Source organism: Brevibacterium sp. RIT 803 (genome assembly GCF_016892625.1).
In the GTDB taxonomy this organism is placed as follows: domain Bacteria; phylum Actinomycetota; class Actinomycetes; order Actinomycetales; family Brevibacteriaceae; genus Brevibacterium.
On the sequence record NZ_JAFEMW010000004.1, the window covers coordinates 279,452 to 295,055 of the forward strand.

18 protein-coding genes, 1 tRNA gene and 1 riboswitch are annotated in these 15,604 nt (G+C 63.9%); of the genes, 11 read left to right on the forward strand and 8 right to left on the reverse strand.

The annotated features are described in order from the left end of the window. Window positions 1-31 precede the first annotated feature (31 nt). From JTF07_RS14390 to JTF07_RS14415, 6 genes are read left to right on the forward strand one after another with little or no spacing between them, the layout of a single operon-like run. Window positions 32-1,057 (forward strand): GNAT family protein, encoded by a 1,026-nt coding sequence (locus JTF07_RS14390; protein ID WP_204234910.1) that lies wholly within the window; start codon window positions 32-34, stop codon window positions 1,055-1,057. A 38-nt stretch (window positions 1,058-1,095) separates the two neighbouring features. Next, the gene (locus tag JTF07_RS14395) at window positions 1,096-1,713 is read left to right on the forward strand and encodes a DUF4178 domain-containing protein (protein ID WP_204234911.1); all 618 of its coding nucleotides are present in this window, start codon (window positions 1,096-1,098) and stop codon (window positions 1,711-1,713) included. Next, window positions 1,713-2,291, forward strand: coding sequence for a DUF2617 family protein (locus tag JTF07_RS14400; RefSeq protein WP_204234912.1), 579 nt, complete (start codon window positions 1,713-1,715; stop codon window positions 2,289-2,291). The genes JTF07_RS14395 and JTF07_RS14400 overlap by 1 nt, the downstream gene beginning before the upstream one ends. After that, window positions 2,288-2,647, forward strand: a complete 360-nt coding sequence (locus JTF07_RS14405; RefSeq protein WP_204234913.1) for a hypothetical protein — start codon at window positions 2,288-2,290, stop codon at window positions 2,645-2,647. Before JTF07_RS14400 ends, JTF07_RS14405 begins: the two co-directional genes overlap by 4 nt. Window positions 2,648-2,695: 48 nt before the next feature. Next, entirely contained in the window at window positions 2,696-3,121 is a 426-nt protein-coding gene (locus JTF07_RS14410) for a DUF350 domain-containing protein (protein WP_204234914.1), read from the forward strand. Further along, on the forward strand, window positions 3,118-4,746 hold the full coding sequence (locus JTF07_RS14415; protein WP_204234915.1) for a polyamine aminopropyltransferase: 1,629 nt from the start codon (window positions 3,118-3,120) through the stop codon (window positions 4,744-4,746). Before JTF07_RS14410 ends, JTF07_RS14415 begins: the two co-directional genes overlap by 4 nt. Before the next feature lie 19 nt (window positions 4,747-4,765). Here the strand turns inward: JTF07_RS14415 and JTF07_RS14420 are convergent, their stop codons facing one another. The 3 genes from JTF07_RS14420 to JTF07_RS14430 form a co-directional block, all read right to left on the reverse strand. Then, window positions 4,766-5,164 (reverse strand): DUF4190 domain-containing protein, encoded by a 399-nt coding sequence (locus tag JTF07_RS14420; RefSeq protein WP_204234916.1) that lies wholly within the window; start codon window positions 5,162-5,164, stop codon window positions 4,766-4,768. 122 nt (window positions 5,165-5,286) lie between these two features. Next, a complete protein-coding gene (locus JTF07_RS14425; RefSeq protein WP_204234917.1) occupies window positions 5,287-5,889 on the reverse strand; it encodes a TIGR03085 family metal-binding protein in 603 nt (200 codons plus the stop codon). Then, window positions 5,886-6,815 (reverse strand): Sir2 family NAD-dependent protein deacetylase, encoded by a 930-nt coding sequence (locus JTF07_RS14430; RefSeq protein WP_204234918.1) that lies wholly within the window; start codon window positions 6,813-6,815, stop codon window positions 5,886-5,888. Before JTF07_RS14430 ends, JTF07_RS14425 begins: the two co-directional genes overlap by 4 nt. 42 nt (window positions 6,816-6,857) lie before the next feature. On the opposite strand from JTF07_RS14430, the gene JTF07_RS14435 reads away from it, so the two are divergent. Together JTF07_RS14435 and JTF07_RS14440 are read left to right on the forward strand one after the other, a co-directional pair. After that, window positions 6,858-7,307, forward strand: a complete 450-nt coding sequence (locus JTF07_RS14435; RefSeq protein WP_204234919.1) for a flavodoxin family protein — start codon at window positions 6,858-6,860, stop codon at window positions 7,305-7,307. Window positions 7,308-7,441: 134 nt separating this feature from the next. Then, entirely contained in the window at window positions 7,442-8,866 is a 1,425-nt protein-coding gene (locus JTF07_RS14440; RefSeq protein ID WP_204234920.1) for an amidase, read from the forward strand. Window positions 8,867-8,873: 7 nt separating this feature from the next. Here JTF07_RS14440 and JTF07_RS14445 read toward each other — a convergent pair whose 3' ends face one another. Genes JTF07_RS14445 through JTF07_RS14455 form a run of 3 tightly spaced genes read right to left on the reverse strand, consistent with a single transcriptional unit; the run spans window position 8,874 to window position 11,108 of the window. Continuing rightward, on the reverse strand, window positions 8,874-9,545 hold the full coding sequence (locus JTF07_RS14445) for a DNA alkylation repair protein (protein ID WP_204234921.1): 672 nt from the start codon (window positions 9,543-9,545) through the stop codon (window positions 8,874-8,876). Between the two features lie 34 nt (window positions 9,546-9,579). After that, the gene (locus tag JTF07_RS14450) at window positions 9,580-10,752 is read right to left on the reverse strand and encodes an RNA polymerase sigma factor (RefSeq protein ID WP_204234922.1); all 1,173 of its coding nucleotides are present in this window, start codon (window positions 10,750-10,752) and stop codon (window positions 9,580-9,582) included. Next, a complete protein-coding gene (locus JTF07_RS14455; protein ID WP_204234923.1) occupies window positions 10,701-11,108 on the reverse strand; it encodes a YciI family protein in 408 nt (135 codons plus the stop codon). The genes JTF07_RS14450 and JTF07_RS14455 overlap by 52 nt, the downstream gene beginning before the upstream one ends. A 243-nt stretch (window positions 11,109-11,351) precedes the next feature. On the opposite strand from JTF07_RS14455, the gene JTF07_RS14460 reads away from it, so the two are divergent. The 3 genes from JTF07_RS14460 to JTF07_RS14470 all read left to right on the forward strand — a co-directional run bounded on the left by JTF07_RS14460 (window position 11,352) and on the right by JTF07_RS14470 (window position 13,800). Further along, window positions 11,352-12,014: a hypothetical protein gene (locus JTF07_RS14460; RefSeq protein WP_204234924.1), complete on the forward strand. Its 663-nt coding sequence runs from the start codon at window positions 11,352-11,354 to the stop codon at window positions 12,012-12,014. 131 nt (window positions 12,015-12,145) lie between these two features. Next, complete coding sequence (locus JTF07_RS14465; RefSeq protein WP_204234925.1) at window positions 12,146-13,102, forward strand: NADP-dependent oxidoreductase; 957 nt, start codon at window positions 12,146-12,148, stop codon at window positions 13,100-13,102. 164 nt (window positions 13,103-13,266) lie between these two features. Continuing rightward, window positions 13,267-13,800: a type 1 glutamine amidotransferase domain-containing protein gene (locus tag JTF07_RS14470; protein WP_204234926.1), complete on the forward strand. Its 534-nt coding sequence runs from the start codon at window positions 13,267-13,269 to the stop codon at window positions 13,798-13,800. 118 nt (window positions 13,801-13,918) lie between these two features. On the opposite strand, the gene sfnG is transcribed toward JTF07_RS14470, so the two are convergent. Continuing rightward, window positions 13,919-15,067 (reverse strand): dimethylsulfone monooxygenase SfnG, encoded by a 1,149-nt coding sequence (gene sfnG / locus JTF07_RS14475; protein ID WP_204234927.1) that lies wholly within the window; start codon window positions 15,065-15,067, stop codon window positions 13,919-13,921. A 13-nt stretch (window positions 15,068-15,080) separates the two neighbouring features. Then, window positions 15,081-15,185: riboswitch (SAM riboswitch) on the reverse strand. Window positions 15,186-15,420: 235 nt separating this feature from the next. Continuing rightward, window positions 15,421-15,505, reverse strand: a tRNA-Ser gene (locus JTF07_RS14480). Between the last annotated feature and the right edge of the window lie 99 nt (window positions 15,506-15,604).

Genomic DNA, 15,604 nt, shown 5'->3' on the forward strand with positions numbered 1-15,604 from the left:
AATCCGAATCGGGCCATGGTCGACTCGTGACATGGTCGATGTCCGGATCACCCGCATCGAGCCCGACGATGTCGTCGGACTCACGCGTTGGCACGGCCTCATGCGTGAGGCCTACACTGCTAATCGAACCGCACCCTGGTGGCAGAGTCTCGAATCCACCCTCACCCAGTTCGCCCACCCACGGTCGGACAAGGTGGACATCGCACTCCTGGCCCACCTCGGCGAGGAGGCCATCGGCGGTGCGGAGATCAACATCGTCACCGATGCTCCCGCCGCTGTCGAGATCGGAGTTGTGCCCGCCCGCCGGCGCCGAGGCCACGGCACCTCGATAGCCGGAGTCGTCGAGGAGCTGCTGCGCGGGCGCGCGGACCTCGTCCAGACCGAGACCTACTGCCCGGAAGGCGTGGCCTTCGCTCAAACCCAGGGCCTGCGCATCGGCAACCAGGAACATCGCCTCCTACTCGACCTGCCGGCCTACCTGCACGAGGATGCGAACCGCTACAAGAACCCGGATGCGAAGTCGCGTCTGACCGCAGCGCCCGATCCTTCCATGTCGATCACCTCGTGGATCGGCGGCTGCCCGGACGGAGTGGTCGAGGATTGGGCGAGGCTGCGGGAACAGATGGACGAGGATGTCCCCGTCGGCGAACTGACCCGCACCCTCAAACATGCCGGTGCGAGCGCGATTCGCACCCATGAGGAGCGGATGGCGGAGCAGGGCTGGATCCTCGTCAGCTCGATCGCGCACATCGACGACGACTCCATCGGCCCCGCCCCTGTCGGCTATACGGAGATCATGGTCTCGGGCCACGAACCGGACATCATCATCCAGGAGGACACCTTCGTCGACGGTGCGTATCGCGGTCGCGGCATCGGACGCGGACTCAAGGTCGCAAACATGCGCCAGCTCCACGACATCCCGGAGGCCGCCCAGGCTTCATGGGTCCAGACCTACACAGCCACGAGCAACGGGCCGATGCACGCGCTCAACCGGGATCTCGGTTTCCTCCCTGCGGATTCCATGACCGCGCTCGAGGGACGTTTCGACTACAGTTGAGTATGAAAGTTCCGGCTAACTGAGTGAAGCAGGCACCCGTGTCGTCCAACATCCTCATCACCGTCTTGGTGTTCATCGTCGTCATCATCGTCACGGTGATCATCGTCCGCAGGCGCGCCGCGAGCCGCCGCAAGTTCGACGAGAATGCGGCCGCACCCCGCCGACCGCAGGATCCGTTCGCCCCCGAACAGAACACCGGCGGAGATCCGGAGACGATCAAGGCCGGCGACCTGCTCGAATTCGGCAATGAGAAGTTCTTCGTCCGCGGCACCCTGCGCATCTCCGAGGGCGGCTACGACTGGGCCGAGCACTTCTTCCAGGCAGACCAGTCCGCCACCCGCCTGTGGCTGACCGTCGAGAAGGATCCCGACCTGCAGGTCTCCCGGTGGAGTGATCGGCCCGAGCTCGACATCGAGCCCAAGGCGAAGACCATCACGATCGAGGGCACCGAGTACAAACTCGTCGAGCACGGGACCGCCTCCTACCGCTCCGAGGGCACCACCGGCCTCAATGAGAAGGGCGGCGTGGACTATGTCGACTACGAGTCCGATGACCACAAGCTGCTGGCCTTCGAACGCTTCGACCACGGCCGCTGGGAAGTGAGCACCGGAGAATCGATCCCGGTCGGCTCCTTCACCATCTATTCGGGCAGCTGATGACGCTCACTCCCCCATTGACCGGGCCGGTGCCGGCCCAGCACGTGAGCGTCGACGTGGCATTCGCCGATACGTCTGCCCAGGCGCTGACCTTCAGCCTCGACCACGGCCGCATCACCCCTCTGGCCTCAGACGTCATCGACCTGCCGTCGGCGAATGGGCATGACCGCTCGCGTCTCGAACTCCACGTCATCGGCTCATCCCACCAGGTGATCGTGAGCGAGAGCGACACCGACTCGTTCATCGAAACCTTCGCCTGCCTCGGCGAGGATGAGCGTCCCGCCTGGGACACGACTCGCACCACCGCTGGAATCTGGTCGAGTTTCACCCGACATCAGTTCCGGTGTGGACTCACGGATGTGGCCGGCAGCTTCAGCGATGCCGCCGCCGAGGTGGTGGCCCGTTCGAGTACCCACGACCGTCATCTCGTCGTCGACTTCCCCGGTGAACCGGGTGCGCTCACAGCATTGGCGCTCACTGACATGACGTCGGAGCAGGTCTCTTGGCAGAGCTGGCACTGCTATCCGCAGCACCGGCAGATCGTGCACAGCCAGAGTCAGCTGAGGAGGAGATCATGAGTCACGGTCCCAACGTCTCCATGGGCGGAGGCTCCTTCAACTTCGACGCCGAGAACGGGCGCGCATCCGGCGGCGGAGACCGCGGGTCCGGGGGCAATCGCGGCTCCGGGCCCTCGAACAACAACTCCGGCGGCCCGAGGAAGCGCTCCGGCTGCGGCACCGTCGTCATCCTCATCGTCATCGTCCTGATCCTCGGCAACATCATGAATGGCTGCACGGATGACTCGGACGGCTCGGGTGGCGGTGGCGGAGGATTCTTCTTCCTGCCTTTCTTCGGCGGCAGCTCCAGCAGCACCGGATCGAACTACGGCGACGGCTCGGGATTCCGCGGCGGCGGACCCGGCACCGGCAAATGACAGCGTTCGCGGCAAATGACAGCACCGACAGCACTCTGAAAGGCAATCATGTTGGCAGAACTCTTCCTTGAGATCGGGATCGTCCTCTCCTACGCTGTGAGCGGCCTTGCGCTCATGCTCGTCGGCTACTTCGTCGTCGATCTCCTCACTCCCGGAAAGCTGCACGTCATCCTCTGGGAGCAGAAGTCACGGAACGCCGCGGTCCTCGTCGCATCCGACCTCGCCGGCGTCGCGATCATCGTCATCGCCGCGATCCGAGCCAGCTCCGATGACTTCCTCTTCGGCATCATCTCCACCCTGGTCTTCGGCCTCGTCGGCATCATCCTCATGGCCCTGAGCTTCCTGCTCATCGACGCCTTCACCCCGGGCAAGCTCGGCGACATCGTCAATGCCGATCAACTTCATCCTGAGGTCTGGGTCAATGCCACGGCTCACGTGGGCATCGCGGGCATCATGGCCGCAGCACTCCTTTGAGTTCATCGACCGAAACCGGTGACGCCGATTCGATCAGCGGCAGCAGACCGATCACGCTGCCGCTGAAGCCAGGACCTGCCCGCTTCTTCGTGCTCCTGGCCGTCTTCATCTGCGCCAGCTGCGGCATGGTCTACGAGCTCGCGCTCGTCGCTCTGGGCTCCTACCTCCTGGGCGACACGATCGTCCAGGCCTCGATCGTCCTCTCCGTCATGGTCTTCGCGATGGGCATCGGGTCCCTGGCCACGAAGCGCCTGACCGAATTCGCCGCCGTCGCCTTCGCCCTCATCGAGGCGGCCCTTGGCATCATCGGCGGGCTCTCGGTCATCCTGCTCTACCTCGCCTTCGCCTTCGCCGACGTCTACACCGTGGCGATGGTCGTCCTCGCCTTCGTCATCGGTGCCCTCATCGGCGCGGAGATCCCCCTGCTCATGGAGCTCGTCCAGCGCATCCGTGCGCAGAAGGCCTCCAGCGCCGTGGCCGATCTCTTCGCCGCGGACTACGTCGGCGGGCTGGTCGGCGGGCTCGCCTTCCCCTTCATCCTGCTTCCGATCTTCGGTCTGCCCAGAGGCGCTCTGGTTGTGGGGATCACGAACGCCGTCGTCGGCATCCTCATCGTCCTCTGGCTCTTCCGCACCGAGATCCGCACCCGCACACAGGTGATCCTGGCGGGTCTGCTCGTCCTCATCGTCGGCGGACTCACCGTGGTCTGGGTGTTCACCGACGACATCGAGATGACCACCCGCCAGCGTCTGTACCGCGACCCGATCGTGTACTCCCAGCGCACGGACTACCAGGAGATCGTGCTCACCGAGTCGCAGAAGACCGGGGACACAAGGCTCTATCTCAATGGGGACCTCCAGTTCGCCTCGGCCGACGAATACCGTTATCACGAGTCCCTCGTCCATCCGCTCATGGACGGCCCCAAGCGCAACGTCCTCGTCCTCGGCGGCGGGGACGGCCTGGCCGTGCGGGAGATCCTCAAGTACCCCGACGTCGAATCGGTGACGCTCGTCGACCTCGACCCACGCGTCCTCGAGCTCGCGAAGACCTCGGATCACTTCACCGACTTCAACGAGGATTCCCTTGACGATCCCCGAGTGAGAACCATCGCCGCGGACGCCTTCACCTGGCTGCGTGAAGCCAAACACACCGCCTACGATGCGATCATCGCCGATCTGCCCGACCCTGACGATGTGGCCACCTCGAAGCTCTACAGCATCGAGTTCTACGGTCTGATCAAGCAGGTGATGTCCCCCGAGGCCCGCCTCGTCGTCCAGGCCGGCTCCCCGTACTTCGCGCCGGAGGCGTATTGGGGCATCGGAGAGGCCGTCGCCGAGGCGGGCCTGACGACCACGCCCTATCACGTCGATGTCCCCAGCTTCGGTGACTGGGGCTACTTCCTCGCCGATGTCTCTGGACACGATGGTTCCAGCGAGAAGGGTCCGGACGTCACAATGCCTGCGGATGCTCCCGGGGGATTGAAATTCGCGACGCCTGAGGTGCTCGCCTCCTCCACCACGTTCCCGCCCGATCGTGATCGGGCCTCCGTCGGTGACGTTGAGGCATCGACCCTGCTCCACCCTCGCGTGCTCGATCAGGAGCGCGGAGCCTGGGTCGGATACTGAATCTCAGCCTGTCTGAGACTCAGGCTCCCAACAGACCGGCGAGTCCGGCGAAGCCTGCGATGGACAGGCCGAGCAGTCCCCCCAGTGCTGCCACCGAGAGGAACACGATGCCGAGGATGAAGCCCCATTTGCCCATCTCGTTGTCGGCGAAGCCTGCGCCGCGTGAGTTCTTGCGTGCCATGTGACCGGTGATGATGCCGATGATCGGGCCGAGGAAATTGAAACCGAGGAACGTCGACAGGGTCGCGACCAGGGAGATGATCCCGAGGACCTTACCCGGATCCTCCTCGGCTCGAGGACGGTATGACTGCGGCGGCTGAGGCTGCGCGCCTGTGCCGTAGTTCTCGGTCGGATCGTAGTAGCTCCGGCTGCCGGAGGGCTGGTTGCTGTCAAGGTTGGGGGTGTAGTTGGTGTCCATGATTCTGCCTCTGCTCGTCTCTGTGCTGTTGGTACCAGCCTAGGAACTCTGCGCGGCGGGGTGAATGATATAAACCGTTGCGCTGCTCGGGGGTTTTCCCCCGTTTCGCCGAAGCAGCCGTTTCACTTCACGTCGACGAGGGCACGCCGCTCACGCCCCATGAGGTAGAGCAGGATCTCCACAGGTTCGCCCGTGATGGTGATTCCGCCGGCCCTCCCGTTGCTTCCGCCAGATTGCCTGCCAGCGCTGCGCTGGCCGAAGCCTGGGCTGGAGATCTCCACACGGCCTTCAGCCTTGGCTACGAAGGGCAGGAGTGCGGTTCGGCACGCGGCCCACACCGCACGGTTCTCCGGCAGCGACAGCCTGCGTGGGATCCACTCGATCGCAGCACGGCGGATGTCCTCATGGTGGACAACGTATTCGGCGGTGTTCATCACCGATTCGACGCCGGGCCACCCGCCAGGGGTCCACCTCGGCGGGGATGCCACCAGACCCAGCAGATGCGAATACGGCATCGAGGCATACGCGTGCTCCTGCTCCTCGCGCTTGCCCTCGAACTTCGGCATGAAGATGCCGAGGGCGGCAGCGGGATGACGCTCACGAATCACAAGGTGTGTGGCCAGGTCACGTGTCGTCCAGCCCTCGCACAGAGTCGGGGCGTCTTCACCGGCCCTGTGAGCTGTATCGACGAGGCGGAGGCGTTCAGTTCGCGCAAGATTGGTCATGTCTGAAGCTTGTCATCATCGCCTTGGATTCCTCTGAGTGCCCAGTCCTGCACGAAATCGGCAACGCGGGAGATCGAGCGGTAGTCGGCGAGCTCATCGCCCCTGGTAGGACCGTCAGTGACGATGACGACCGGCTTCGACGCTTTAGCGGCCGCACGGACGAATCGCAGCCCGGAAAGCACCGCGAGAGAGGATCCGAGCACGACGATTCCGCTCGCCTCATCGCAGATGCGATTCGCTTGCTGCAGCCGCGCCGGCGGCACGGAGTCACCGAAGTACACGACGTCAGGCTTGAGCAATCCGCCGCAGCGGGGGCAATCGGCCACGATGAAGTCCGCCGTCTCCTCCAGATCCACGTCACCGTCGGGCGCCGTCTCGACATCGATCGGGTCGATTCCCACGAGTTCTGCGAAGTCGGGGTTGAGCTCACTGAGTCTGGTCTGGACCCAGTCGCGGTCGAACATGTGCCCCTGGTCAAGGCAGATGACGCGATCAAGGCTGCCATGCAGGTCGATGACCGGACTGTCGCTGCCCATCTGCCTCGCCGCGGCCTGGTGGAGTCCGTCAACGTTCTGCGTGACGATTCCGGCAACGGGCAGCGCCGCGAGCCCCAGATGGCCCGCGTTCGGACGCGCCGAGCGCATGCGCGGCCAGCCCACCCAGGAGCGCGCCCAATAGCGGGCCCGCTGATCGGGGTGGGACAGGAAGGTCTGGATCGTCATCGGCTGCCGTGGCACCGCGTCTGGTCCCCGATAGTCGGGAACTCCCGAGTCCGTGCTCATCCCGGCCCCAGTCAGCACCGCCCACCCGGGGGTGTCGACTCCCACGGTCTCATCGGCGCCGGTGAGCACGTCGATGATCTCCTCATCACTGTGGCTGGCCGCGGGCCGCGTCCGCCCTCGAAGCGGATCAAAGATGACTGCCACGAATCCTCCCTCGTCGAACTGCTGCAGGGTTAGTCTGGTCCCATGGTCAGCATATTGCTCGTTCATCATTCTCCAACACAGGCAACGGCTGAAATCGCCGAGGCGGCGCTGTCCGGACTGCGCATGCCGGAGCTGGGTGCCGTCGACGTGACGGTCCGTCCCGCACTGGAGGCGACGTCCGCGGACGTGCTCGCCGCCGATGGCTTCGTCCTCGGCACGACCGCGAACTTCGGCTACATCTCCGGTGCCCTCAAGCACTTCTTCGATACCACATACGACGAGGTCAGGGATCCGACCGCCGGCCGCCCGTTCTCCTATTGGATTCACGGAGGCTATGACACGACCGGAGCGGAGACCGCGATGAAGCAGATCACCACTGGCCTGGGCTGGAAACTCGCCTTCGACCCTCTCATCGTCACCGGCGAGGTCACCGACGACCACCTCGCCGGTGCGACCGAACTCGCGGCCACCGTGGCGGCTGCGGCCATGTGAGCGCAGGGCAGCACCGGCAATCTCCGACGCTCAGGTCCAAGCACTGCGGGAACTGGCCGGGGGTGGATCTGACCAGCAGTGATTTTCCGGACTTTCCCCGATAGCATGAGGAAAACCGATGCAAGGAGGCGTCCATGGTCAGAAGCACAACCTCGGCGAACAGCGGACTCGAGTTCCGCGAACTGCACGAAGTATCGGAACTCATCAGGTCCGGGCGGCTGAGCTCCAGAGACGCCACGCAGGCCATGTTCGATCGGATCGCCGAGCTCGACTCCCACCTTCTGTCCTTCGTCACCCTGATGCGGGATTCGGCACTGGCCGAAGCCGATGCCCTCGATGCGCGTCTGGCTCGCGGGGACTGGCTGGGACCGCTGCACGGCGTGCCGCTGGCGATCAAGGACCTGGCCTACACTCACGACGCACCGACGGGCGCTGGCACCACGATCCACGCCGACTTCCGGCCAGACTACGATGCCACCGTCGTCGCGCGGCTGCGGGCGGCCGGGGCCGTGATCCTCGGGAAGCTGCGACTGACCGAAGGTGCATTCACCGGCCATCACCCCGACCTGCCGACTCCGATCAATCCCTGGGAGCCGAACACCTGGTCGGGAGTCTCCTCGTCCGGCTCGGGCGTCGCGACTGCCGCCGGCCTCTGCTACGGCTCACTGGGTTCGGACACAGGCGGATCGATCCGACTGCCGTCCTCGGCGAATGGGGTCACCGGACTCAAACCCACATGGGGCCGGGTCTCGCGCAACGGCGTCTTCCCGCTGGCGCCGAGCCTCGACCACATCGGCCCGATGACGCGCAGCGCACGGGACGCCTCCATCATCCTCGAGGCCATCGCCGGGCACGATCCCAACGACCCGACCTCTGCCCTCGAACCGGTCCCCCGCTACAGCCAGCAGCTCGAACTCGACCACGCTCCGGTCGTCGGCTTCGACCGCGAACTGGCCGCCGAACATTTCGATGACGTGACCAATGAAATGCTGGAGTCCACAATCGAGGTGCTCATCGACCTCGGCTGGCGCGTCCTCGACGTACGCACCCCGGGGTTTCCCGAAGCGGCACAAGAATGGACGGCGCTGTGCGGAATCGAGACCGCGGGCGTTCATGCAGAGAACTACCCGTCGAGATCAGCCGAGTACGGACCCGATCTCGCCGGACTCATCGAGGTGGGGCGCAGACTGAGCGCCCTCGACTACCACGAACTGCTCGAATCCAGGCGGGCATTCACCGGTCGCATGCGTGGGCTCATGGCCGACATCGACCTGCTCCTGCTTCCGGGCATCGGAGCCGCCTCACCGACGATCACGCAGATGGAGAATCTCGGCTCGGATGCCGAGCTGTTTGCCGCGGTGACGGTTCCGACGGCCCCCATCGACAACTGCGGGATGCCCTCGATCACCCTGCCCGCCGGATTCTCCGAGCGCGGCACTCCGCTGGCCGCTCAGTTCGTCGCCGGTGACTTTCAGGAGAGTCTGCTGTTGGCCGCGGGGCATGCGTTCCAACAGGCCACCGACTTCCACCGACAGCACCCGCACATCGTGGCTGTCTAGACGACGCTTACTGCGCCTCTCGGCGGGCCACGATCTCTGTGATCCAGGTCGGCGCGAAGGGGGAGGTGCAGTTCGGCGGGGTCGGATAGTCCTTGAGGACACCGAGGCGGTTGCCGATGACGATGGCACGTGGCCGCAGGTGTTCGTTCTCGATGCCGATGTAGGACAGGGTTTCATTCATCGCCCATTGCAGGCGCTCTTCGGCTCCGAGCATCTGCGCCTCGATGATGTCGAGGAGACCGGGCAGGTCAAGGCCTTCGGGCGACTTGTTCACACGCTCGCTGGTCAATGCCCACCCGGCTGAAGCTACGACCTGGTCGGGGTCGATCATCCAGCTCAGGCGCAGTGTTTCGGCATGCTTCGACTTCTTGACGATGTAGTTGACCAGCCAGGCGTGGACCTTCGGCACACGTGCATCGCGCAGCATGGCATCGAGGCCCTCCGCATCATAGCTGCGGGGGCGCATGATGAGGATCGCGACGAGACGCGCCGCGGTATCCCCGGTGTCCCACAGTTCGACGGCGAGGCCGTCGTTCTTCTTCAGCTCCTTGGCCACGGCCCGCAGCTTCGTCAGATTCACACCGTGATCGTCACCATGCTTCTCGTTGACAGCACGGGCCTTGGGATCCTCCATTGTCGCCAGTGTCTCCATGACGCTGTGCACGGTTGCCTCAACCATGCGATCATACTACCGCGAGTTCGGTACTCAGGTCTCAGCGCTCAGAGTTCAGCCGGGCCGCCTGACGCATGAGGTGGTCGCGCTCGGCGAGGTTGCCGGCTTTGGCGGCGGCCTTGACGTAGAGCTTCGCCGCCGCCTCGTCTTCTCCCGCTCGTTCTCGCAGGTGGGCTTCGACGGCGAAGTAGCGCGGCAGAGTCTCATCGAGTCTGTCCAGTTGGGCCAGTCCGGCCGCTGGCCCCTCAGCTTCACCGATCGCGACTGCCCGGTTGAGGGATGCGATCGGGCTGTCGTGGAATTTGAGCAGTTCGTCGTACCATTCGACGATCTGCGGCCAGTCGGTGTCCTCGACACGTTGTGCATCGGCGTGGAGAGCTCCGATGGCGGCCTGGACCTGGAATTCGCCGAGTTCCTCGCGGGCGAGCGCGGTCTGCAGAATGGCGATGCCCTCGGCGATCAGTTCGGTCTCCCACAGGGACCGATCCTGGTCGGCGAGGGCGATCAGGGCCCCTTCGGCGGTGAATCGGGCTCGACGTCGGGCATGGTGGATGAGCATGAGGGCCAGCAGCCCGGAGACCTCTGGGTGGTCGATCGATGCGGCCAGCGCCCGGGCGAGACGGATGGCTTCTGCTGCGAGGTCGACATCACCCGAGTAGCCCTCGTTGAAGACGAGATAGAGGACCGTGAGGACCGCGGAGATGTTTCCCGGGCGGTTGAGTCTGCGTCCGGACAGGGTGCGCTTGGCCCGAGAGATGCGCTGAGCCATCGTCGCCTCCGGCACCAGGTAGGCCTCGGCGATCTGTCGGGTCGTCAGCCCGCCGACGGCCCGCAGAGTCAGTGCCACCGCCGAGGCTGGGCTGAGGTCCGGATGGGCGCACAGGAAATAGAGATCGACGGTGTCATCGGCCGAGGTCGTCGCCGCATCCGTGTCCAGCGTAAAGGCGTGTTCCTCCCGCGCAGTGCGCGCGGACTCCGCACGGATGCGGTCGAGGAACTTGCGCCAGGCGACCGTGATCAGCCACCCCTTTCTGTCCCGGGGTTCGTTCTCCGGCCACGTGCGAAACGCCTCGATCAGGGCATCCTGAACGGCATCCTCGGCGGTGGCGAAGTCTGCTCCCCTCCGCTCGAGGATGCCGATCACGATGGGAACGAGCTCCCTCAGTCCGTCGTAGACGGGGTCACTCCCATGAACGGACGGAGTTCGAGCCACTCCCGGATCGGCTCGCCGCCGACACCCGGTGCCGCCGAGAGTTCACCCGCAAGTTCGAGCGCCCGATCGTAGGACTCGACGTCGATGACCATCCAGCCGGCGATGAGATCCTTGGTCTCGGGGAAGGGGCCGTCAGTGACCGGCGGCTTGCCCGCTCCGTCGAAACGGACAAACGTCCCTTCGGGCGACAGGGCCTGGGAGTCGACGAATTCGCCGCTGATCTTCAACCTCGTCGCGAAGTCGTTCATGTAGCCGATGTGCGCGTCGACTTCGCCCGGTGTCCACTCCTCCATCGGGGTGTACTGCATGTACTCGGGGGCCATCTTGTAGTGCTTGAGCATCAGGTACTTAGCCATGATCTTCTCCTCTTATCATCTGCTCGTCGCGAACTTCGCTGACATCCCTGGGACGGAGCCACATGCGCATTCTCGACATCCTCGGCGAGATATCCTTCGATTCTTCCACGGATAGTCGCCGATGTCCGGTTGTAACCGACCTGGAACACAAGTCCCCGAATGCGAACACAAGCACGCCCACCTCGGCGGATCCTGTTGACAGAGTTGTCCTATACACACCAACTCACGTCACCAGGAGTCACCATGAAGACCACGAAGATCATTCGGTCCATCACCGTCGCCGGCGCAGTTGCGGCAGCACTGTCACTATCGGCCTGCGACATGAACATCTCCTTCGGCACTCCCGAACAGGAGCAGACGCAGGGCCAGGAAGGATCCGAGACGTCAGCGAATCCTGCCGAGCAGCAAGAGGCCGCAACTCCTGCACAGGAAGCGCCGGAGGAGACTGAGTCGAACACCGCCACCGGGGATTCCCCTGATTCCTCGTCGAGTCAGGGCTCATCATCAGGTGGCGGTTACGGCAGCTCGTCCTCCGATTCAGACTCGTCAGCGACGTCGGATGCTGCGTCATCATCGTCGGGCACATCCACCTCGGCGGGTGAAGGATCATCGAGTTCTGGCGGCGAACATGCCAGCGCCGATGACCCCGGATTCGAAATCGATGAGCAGGGCAACGGCACCATTCCCGCCGCCCTCCTCGAGAGGGACATTGAGAAGGCATACTCCAAGCAGGGGACGACCGTCGACGAGGTCGAATGCCTCAACGACCTGGTGGTCATCTCCAAGAGAGGTTCAGCCTCCTGCAACGTCACCGCATACGGCGAGAAGCGCTACGGAACGGTCAGGGTCACATCGGTCTCAGGCAGCTACGTCGGCTACAAACTCGACTTCCCCAGCTTCAACTGAGCCTGGCAGCGGCCAGCATGGCTGGTGTCGACCAGGCTGCGGAACAACTCGCGACCGCAGATGGTTATGGCAGATGCACACTTTGACAGCTCATGCACCTGCCACATCGACCAGCGAGGAGCATTCCCATCATGCGCAGTGTCCAGTACACCCAGAACGGCGATATCGACCAGCTCCACATCGCCGAGGCGAACGCCCCCTCAGTCGGGCCAGGTGAGGTTCGTGTCGCTGTCCGCTATGCCGGACTCAACCCCGTCGATCTCGCCGTCATCGGCGGAGCCTTCGGGCAGGCCACCGGCACGAAGGGCAACGGCGCCGACTTCTCGGGAGTCATCGACAAGGTCGGTGAGGGTATCACCGACTTCTCCCCCGGCGATCTCGTCTTCGGGGGACGGCCACATCGCACGCAGACGACTCATCTGCTCATCCGGGACCCGGCAGAAAGACTCGACAAGATACCTCGCGGTCTCGGCATCGATACAGCCGGGGGCCTCTACATCGCCGGGCGCACCGCCATCGCGGGCATCCGCGCCCTGGCGATCACCGAAGGTGAGACGGTTCTCATCACCGGCGCCTCGGGCGGAGTCGGAATCATCGCAGCCCAATTGGCGGTCAACTTGGGCGCCCGCGTCATCGGCACTGCCAGCGAAGCCAACCATGAAGCTCTGCGCAATCTCGGCCTCGAACCCATCACCTATGGTGAGGGGCTCGAGGCCCGCCTGCGGGAGGCAGCCCCCGAGGGCATCGCTGCCGCGTTCTCGACCCAGGACGAGGCCGAGATCAAGCAGCTGCTGAGTCTCGACATTCCCGCCGGACGCATCAATTCGATCGGAGCGGGTTCACAGGTCGCCGACACGTACGGGGTGAGCATCGCAGGCGAGACTGCGGCTGAGCGCGGTGACCTCGCGTGGCTTGCCAAAGCGATCGCCTACGGACATGTGCACGTGCCCGTCGCCGGGGTCTTCTCGCTCGACGAGGTCCAGAGCGCCTACCGTTTCCTCAAGGGCTCACGCCCGGCCGGCAAGGTGGTTCTCCGCGTCGACGCCGATTCCCTCACCAACGACCAGCGCGCGTTCCTCAGCAGCTGATCCGAGTGCGCATCCGATGGTGGGCGGTCAGGAATACTGTGCCCGGGTCGGTGCGTTCTCCCTGACGACACCGACGAACAGCACCTGGTGCTGAGAGATCGCGTACGACGATGTCAGATCGTCTGCGACGCGTCGGATCCGACAACTGACTAGGAGTAAGCATCATGGCAATCTCAGACAAGAAGGTCGCATTCCTCCTCACCCGCGGAGTCGAGCAGGTCGAGCTCACCAGCCCCCGCGGAGCACTTGACGAAGCCGGAGCCACGACGGTCATCGTCTCGCCGTCCGAAGGCACATTGCAGGCGATGAACGGTGACTGGGACCATGCCGATGAGTTCACCGTCGACGTCCCCGTCGCTGCAGCCGACGTTGATGACTTCGATGCGCTCGTGATTCCAGGCGGTACCCTCAATGCCGATGCCCTGCGCCTCGACGAGGACGCGGTGGAACTGGTGAAAGCGTTCTTCGCGGCCGACAAGCCTGTGGCCGCGATCTGCCACGCACCATGGATCCTCGCCGAATCAGGCGTCGCCAAGGGCCGGAAGCTGACCTCATTCGTCTCGACGAAGACCGATCTGGTCAACGCCGGAGCAGAGTGGGAGGATTCCGAGGTCGTCGTCGACGGCAATCTCATCACATCGCGCAACCCCGGAGACCTCGACGCGTTCAACGCAGCCATCGCGAACGCACTGGGCTGAGGCACTGAGCTGAAGCAATGTGTTCACGCAAGTGGCTGAATACGCCCCGAACCAGATCGGTTCGGGGCGTATTTCGTCTCTGTGACAGGCGCTGCCTGTCCTCGCGGCCGAGAGCGGGTCAGACACCCGCTGCAGTCAGCATGCCCTTGTCCGTCAGCTCGGCTTCCTTCTCACGCACAATCGGGATGACGGTCTTGCCGAAGGCCTCGAGCTCCTCTTGGAAGTGGAGGAAGCCAGTGAGGATGAGGTCGACGCCGATCTTCTTGTATTCGATGATCCGGTCGGCGACCTGCTCGGGAGTGCCAATCAGCTGGGTGCGGAACCCATCGTTGTATTGGACGAGATCTTCGAAGCTGGAGTCGGCCCACATGCCCTTCTTATCGGACGTTGATGCGCCGGCTTCCTGAACTGATCTGCGGAACCCTTCCACTGATTCTCTGTCCGCGTGCGCGATGATCTCCCGCAGCTGCTCGCGGGCTTCGGCTTCGGTGTCACGCACGATCGCGAACCCATTGAGCCCAAAGCGAACCTTGCGGTTGTGGGCCTCGGCCACCTGTGTCACCTCGGCGTGCTGTTCACGGAAGCCGTCGAAGTCCTTGCCATTGGAGAAGTACCAGTCCGCGTGACGGCCACCGTTGAGTCGTGCTGCGGTGGAGTTGCCGCCTTGGAATATCTCCGGATACGGTCGCCCTTCCACAGGATAGGGACCCGGGCGCAAAGTGAAGTCGTTGACCGTGTAGAAGTTTCCACGGAACTCCACATTCTCTTCGGTGAAGAGCTTCCGCACGACCTCGATGAACTCCGCTGAGCGGCGGTAGCGTTCGCCGTGCTCCAGCCACGGAAGCCCCAGGCGAGTGTATTCGTCCTTAAACCAGCCCGAGACCACGTTGATGGCAGCGCGACCCTGCGAGAACTGGTCCGCGGTGAGAATGTACTTCGCCAACACGGCGGGCTCCCAGATGCCTGGATGAATGGCCGCGATGACCTTGAGCTTCTCGGTGGCCAATGTCAGGGCCAGCGATGTCGCAGTGGATTCGTGCTGCTGAGCGGCTCCATAGCTGGAGAGGTAGCGGACCTGGGTGAGCGCGTATTCGAATCCCACATTCTCCGCCGTCTGTGCGAGTCTGACGTTGTAGTCATAACCCCAGTCGGTGCGCTGCTCCACGTTCGAGACCACGAGACCGCCCGAGACATTGGGCACCCAGTAGGCGAATTTGAGATCCTCAGGTTCACCGGTCCAGATCGGGTTGGCGTTGCGTTCAGTCATGGCGTATGGCCCCTTTCCATCGAAACTGGCATGAGCACCGTGTCCATCCGCCTCCATGACGTGCGACCGGTTGCTGCGACGTCCTCGGGCCAGATCCCTCGGTCGCTCGTGATGTTGAGTCGCTCTTGATGTTCTGAAGTCAGCGTACTTATTTCCCGGGTCTTCGCCGGTCGCAATGACTCGAGGCTTCGGTTTGCGTCACAATGACTCACTTCGCCATCCGGGTTCATGCGATTTGCCATATGTCGGTGCAATGCGAATGGGTGTCGATGATCAGAATGAGTGATCAGCGAGGGGCGCGCGAAATGAAAAAGTCCTGGTCCCCGCATTGCAGCGGAGACCAGGACCAGCGGCGGAGGATAGGGGATTCGAACCCCTGAGGGCGTTAACCCAACCCGCGTTCCAGGCGAGCGCCATAGGCCACTAGGCGAATCCTCCGCGAGCCAGCCTATCCGAGTCGTGTCGACAATGCGAAATCCTGACGGTCGAGTGTGAACCATCACACTAAGTGCAGGTGAAATCGCTTCTCAGCTGCTC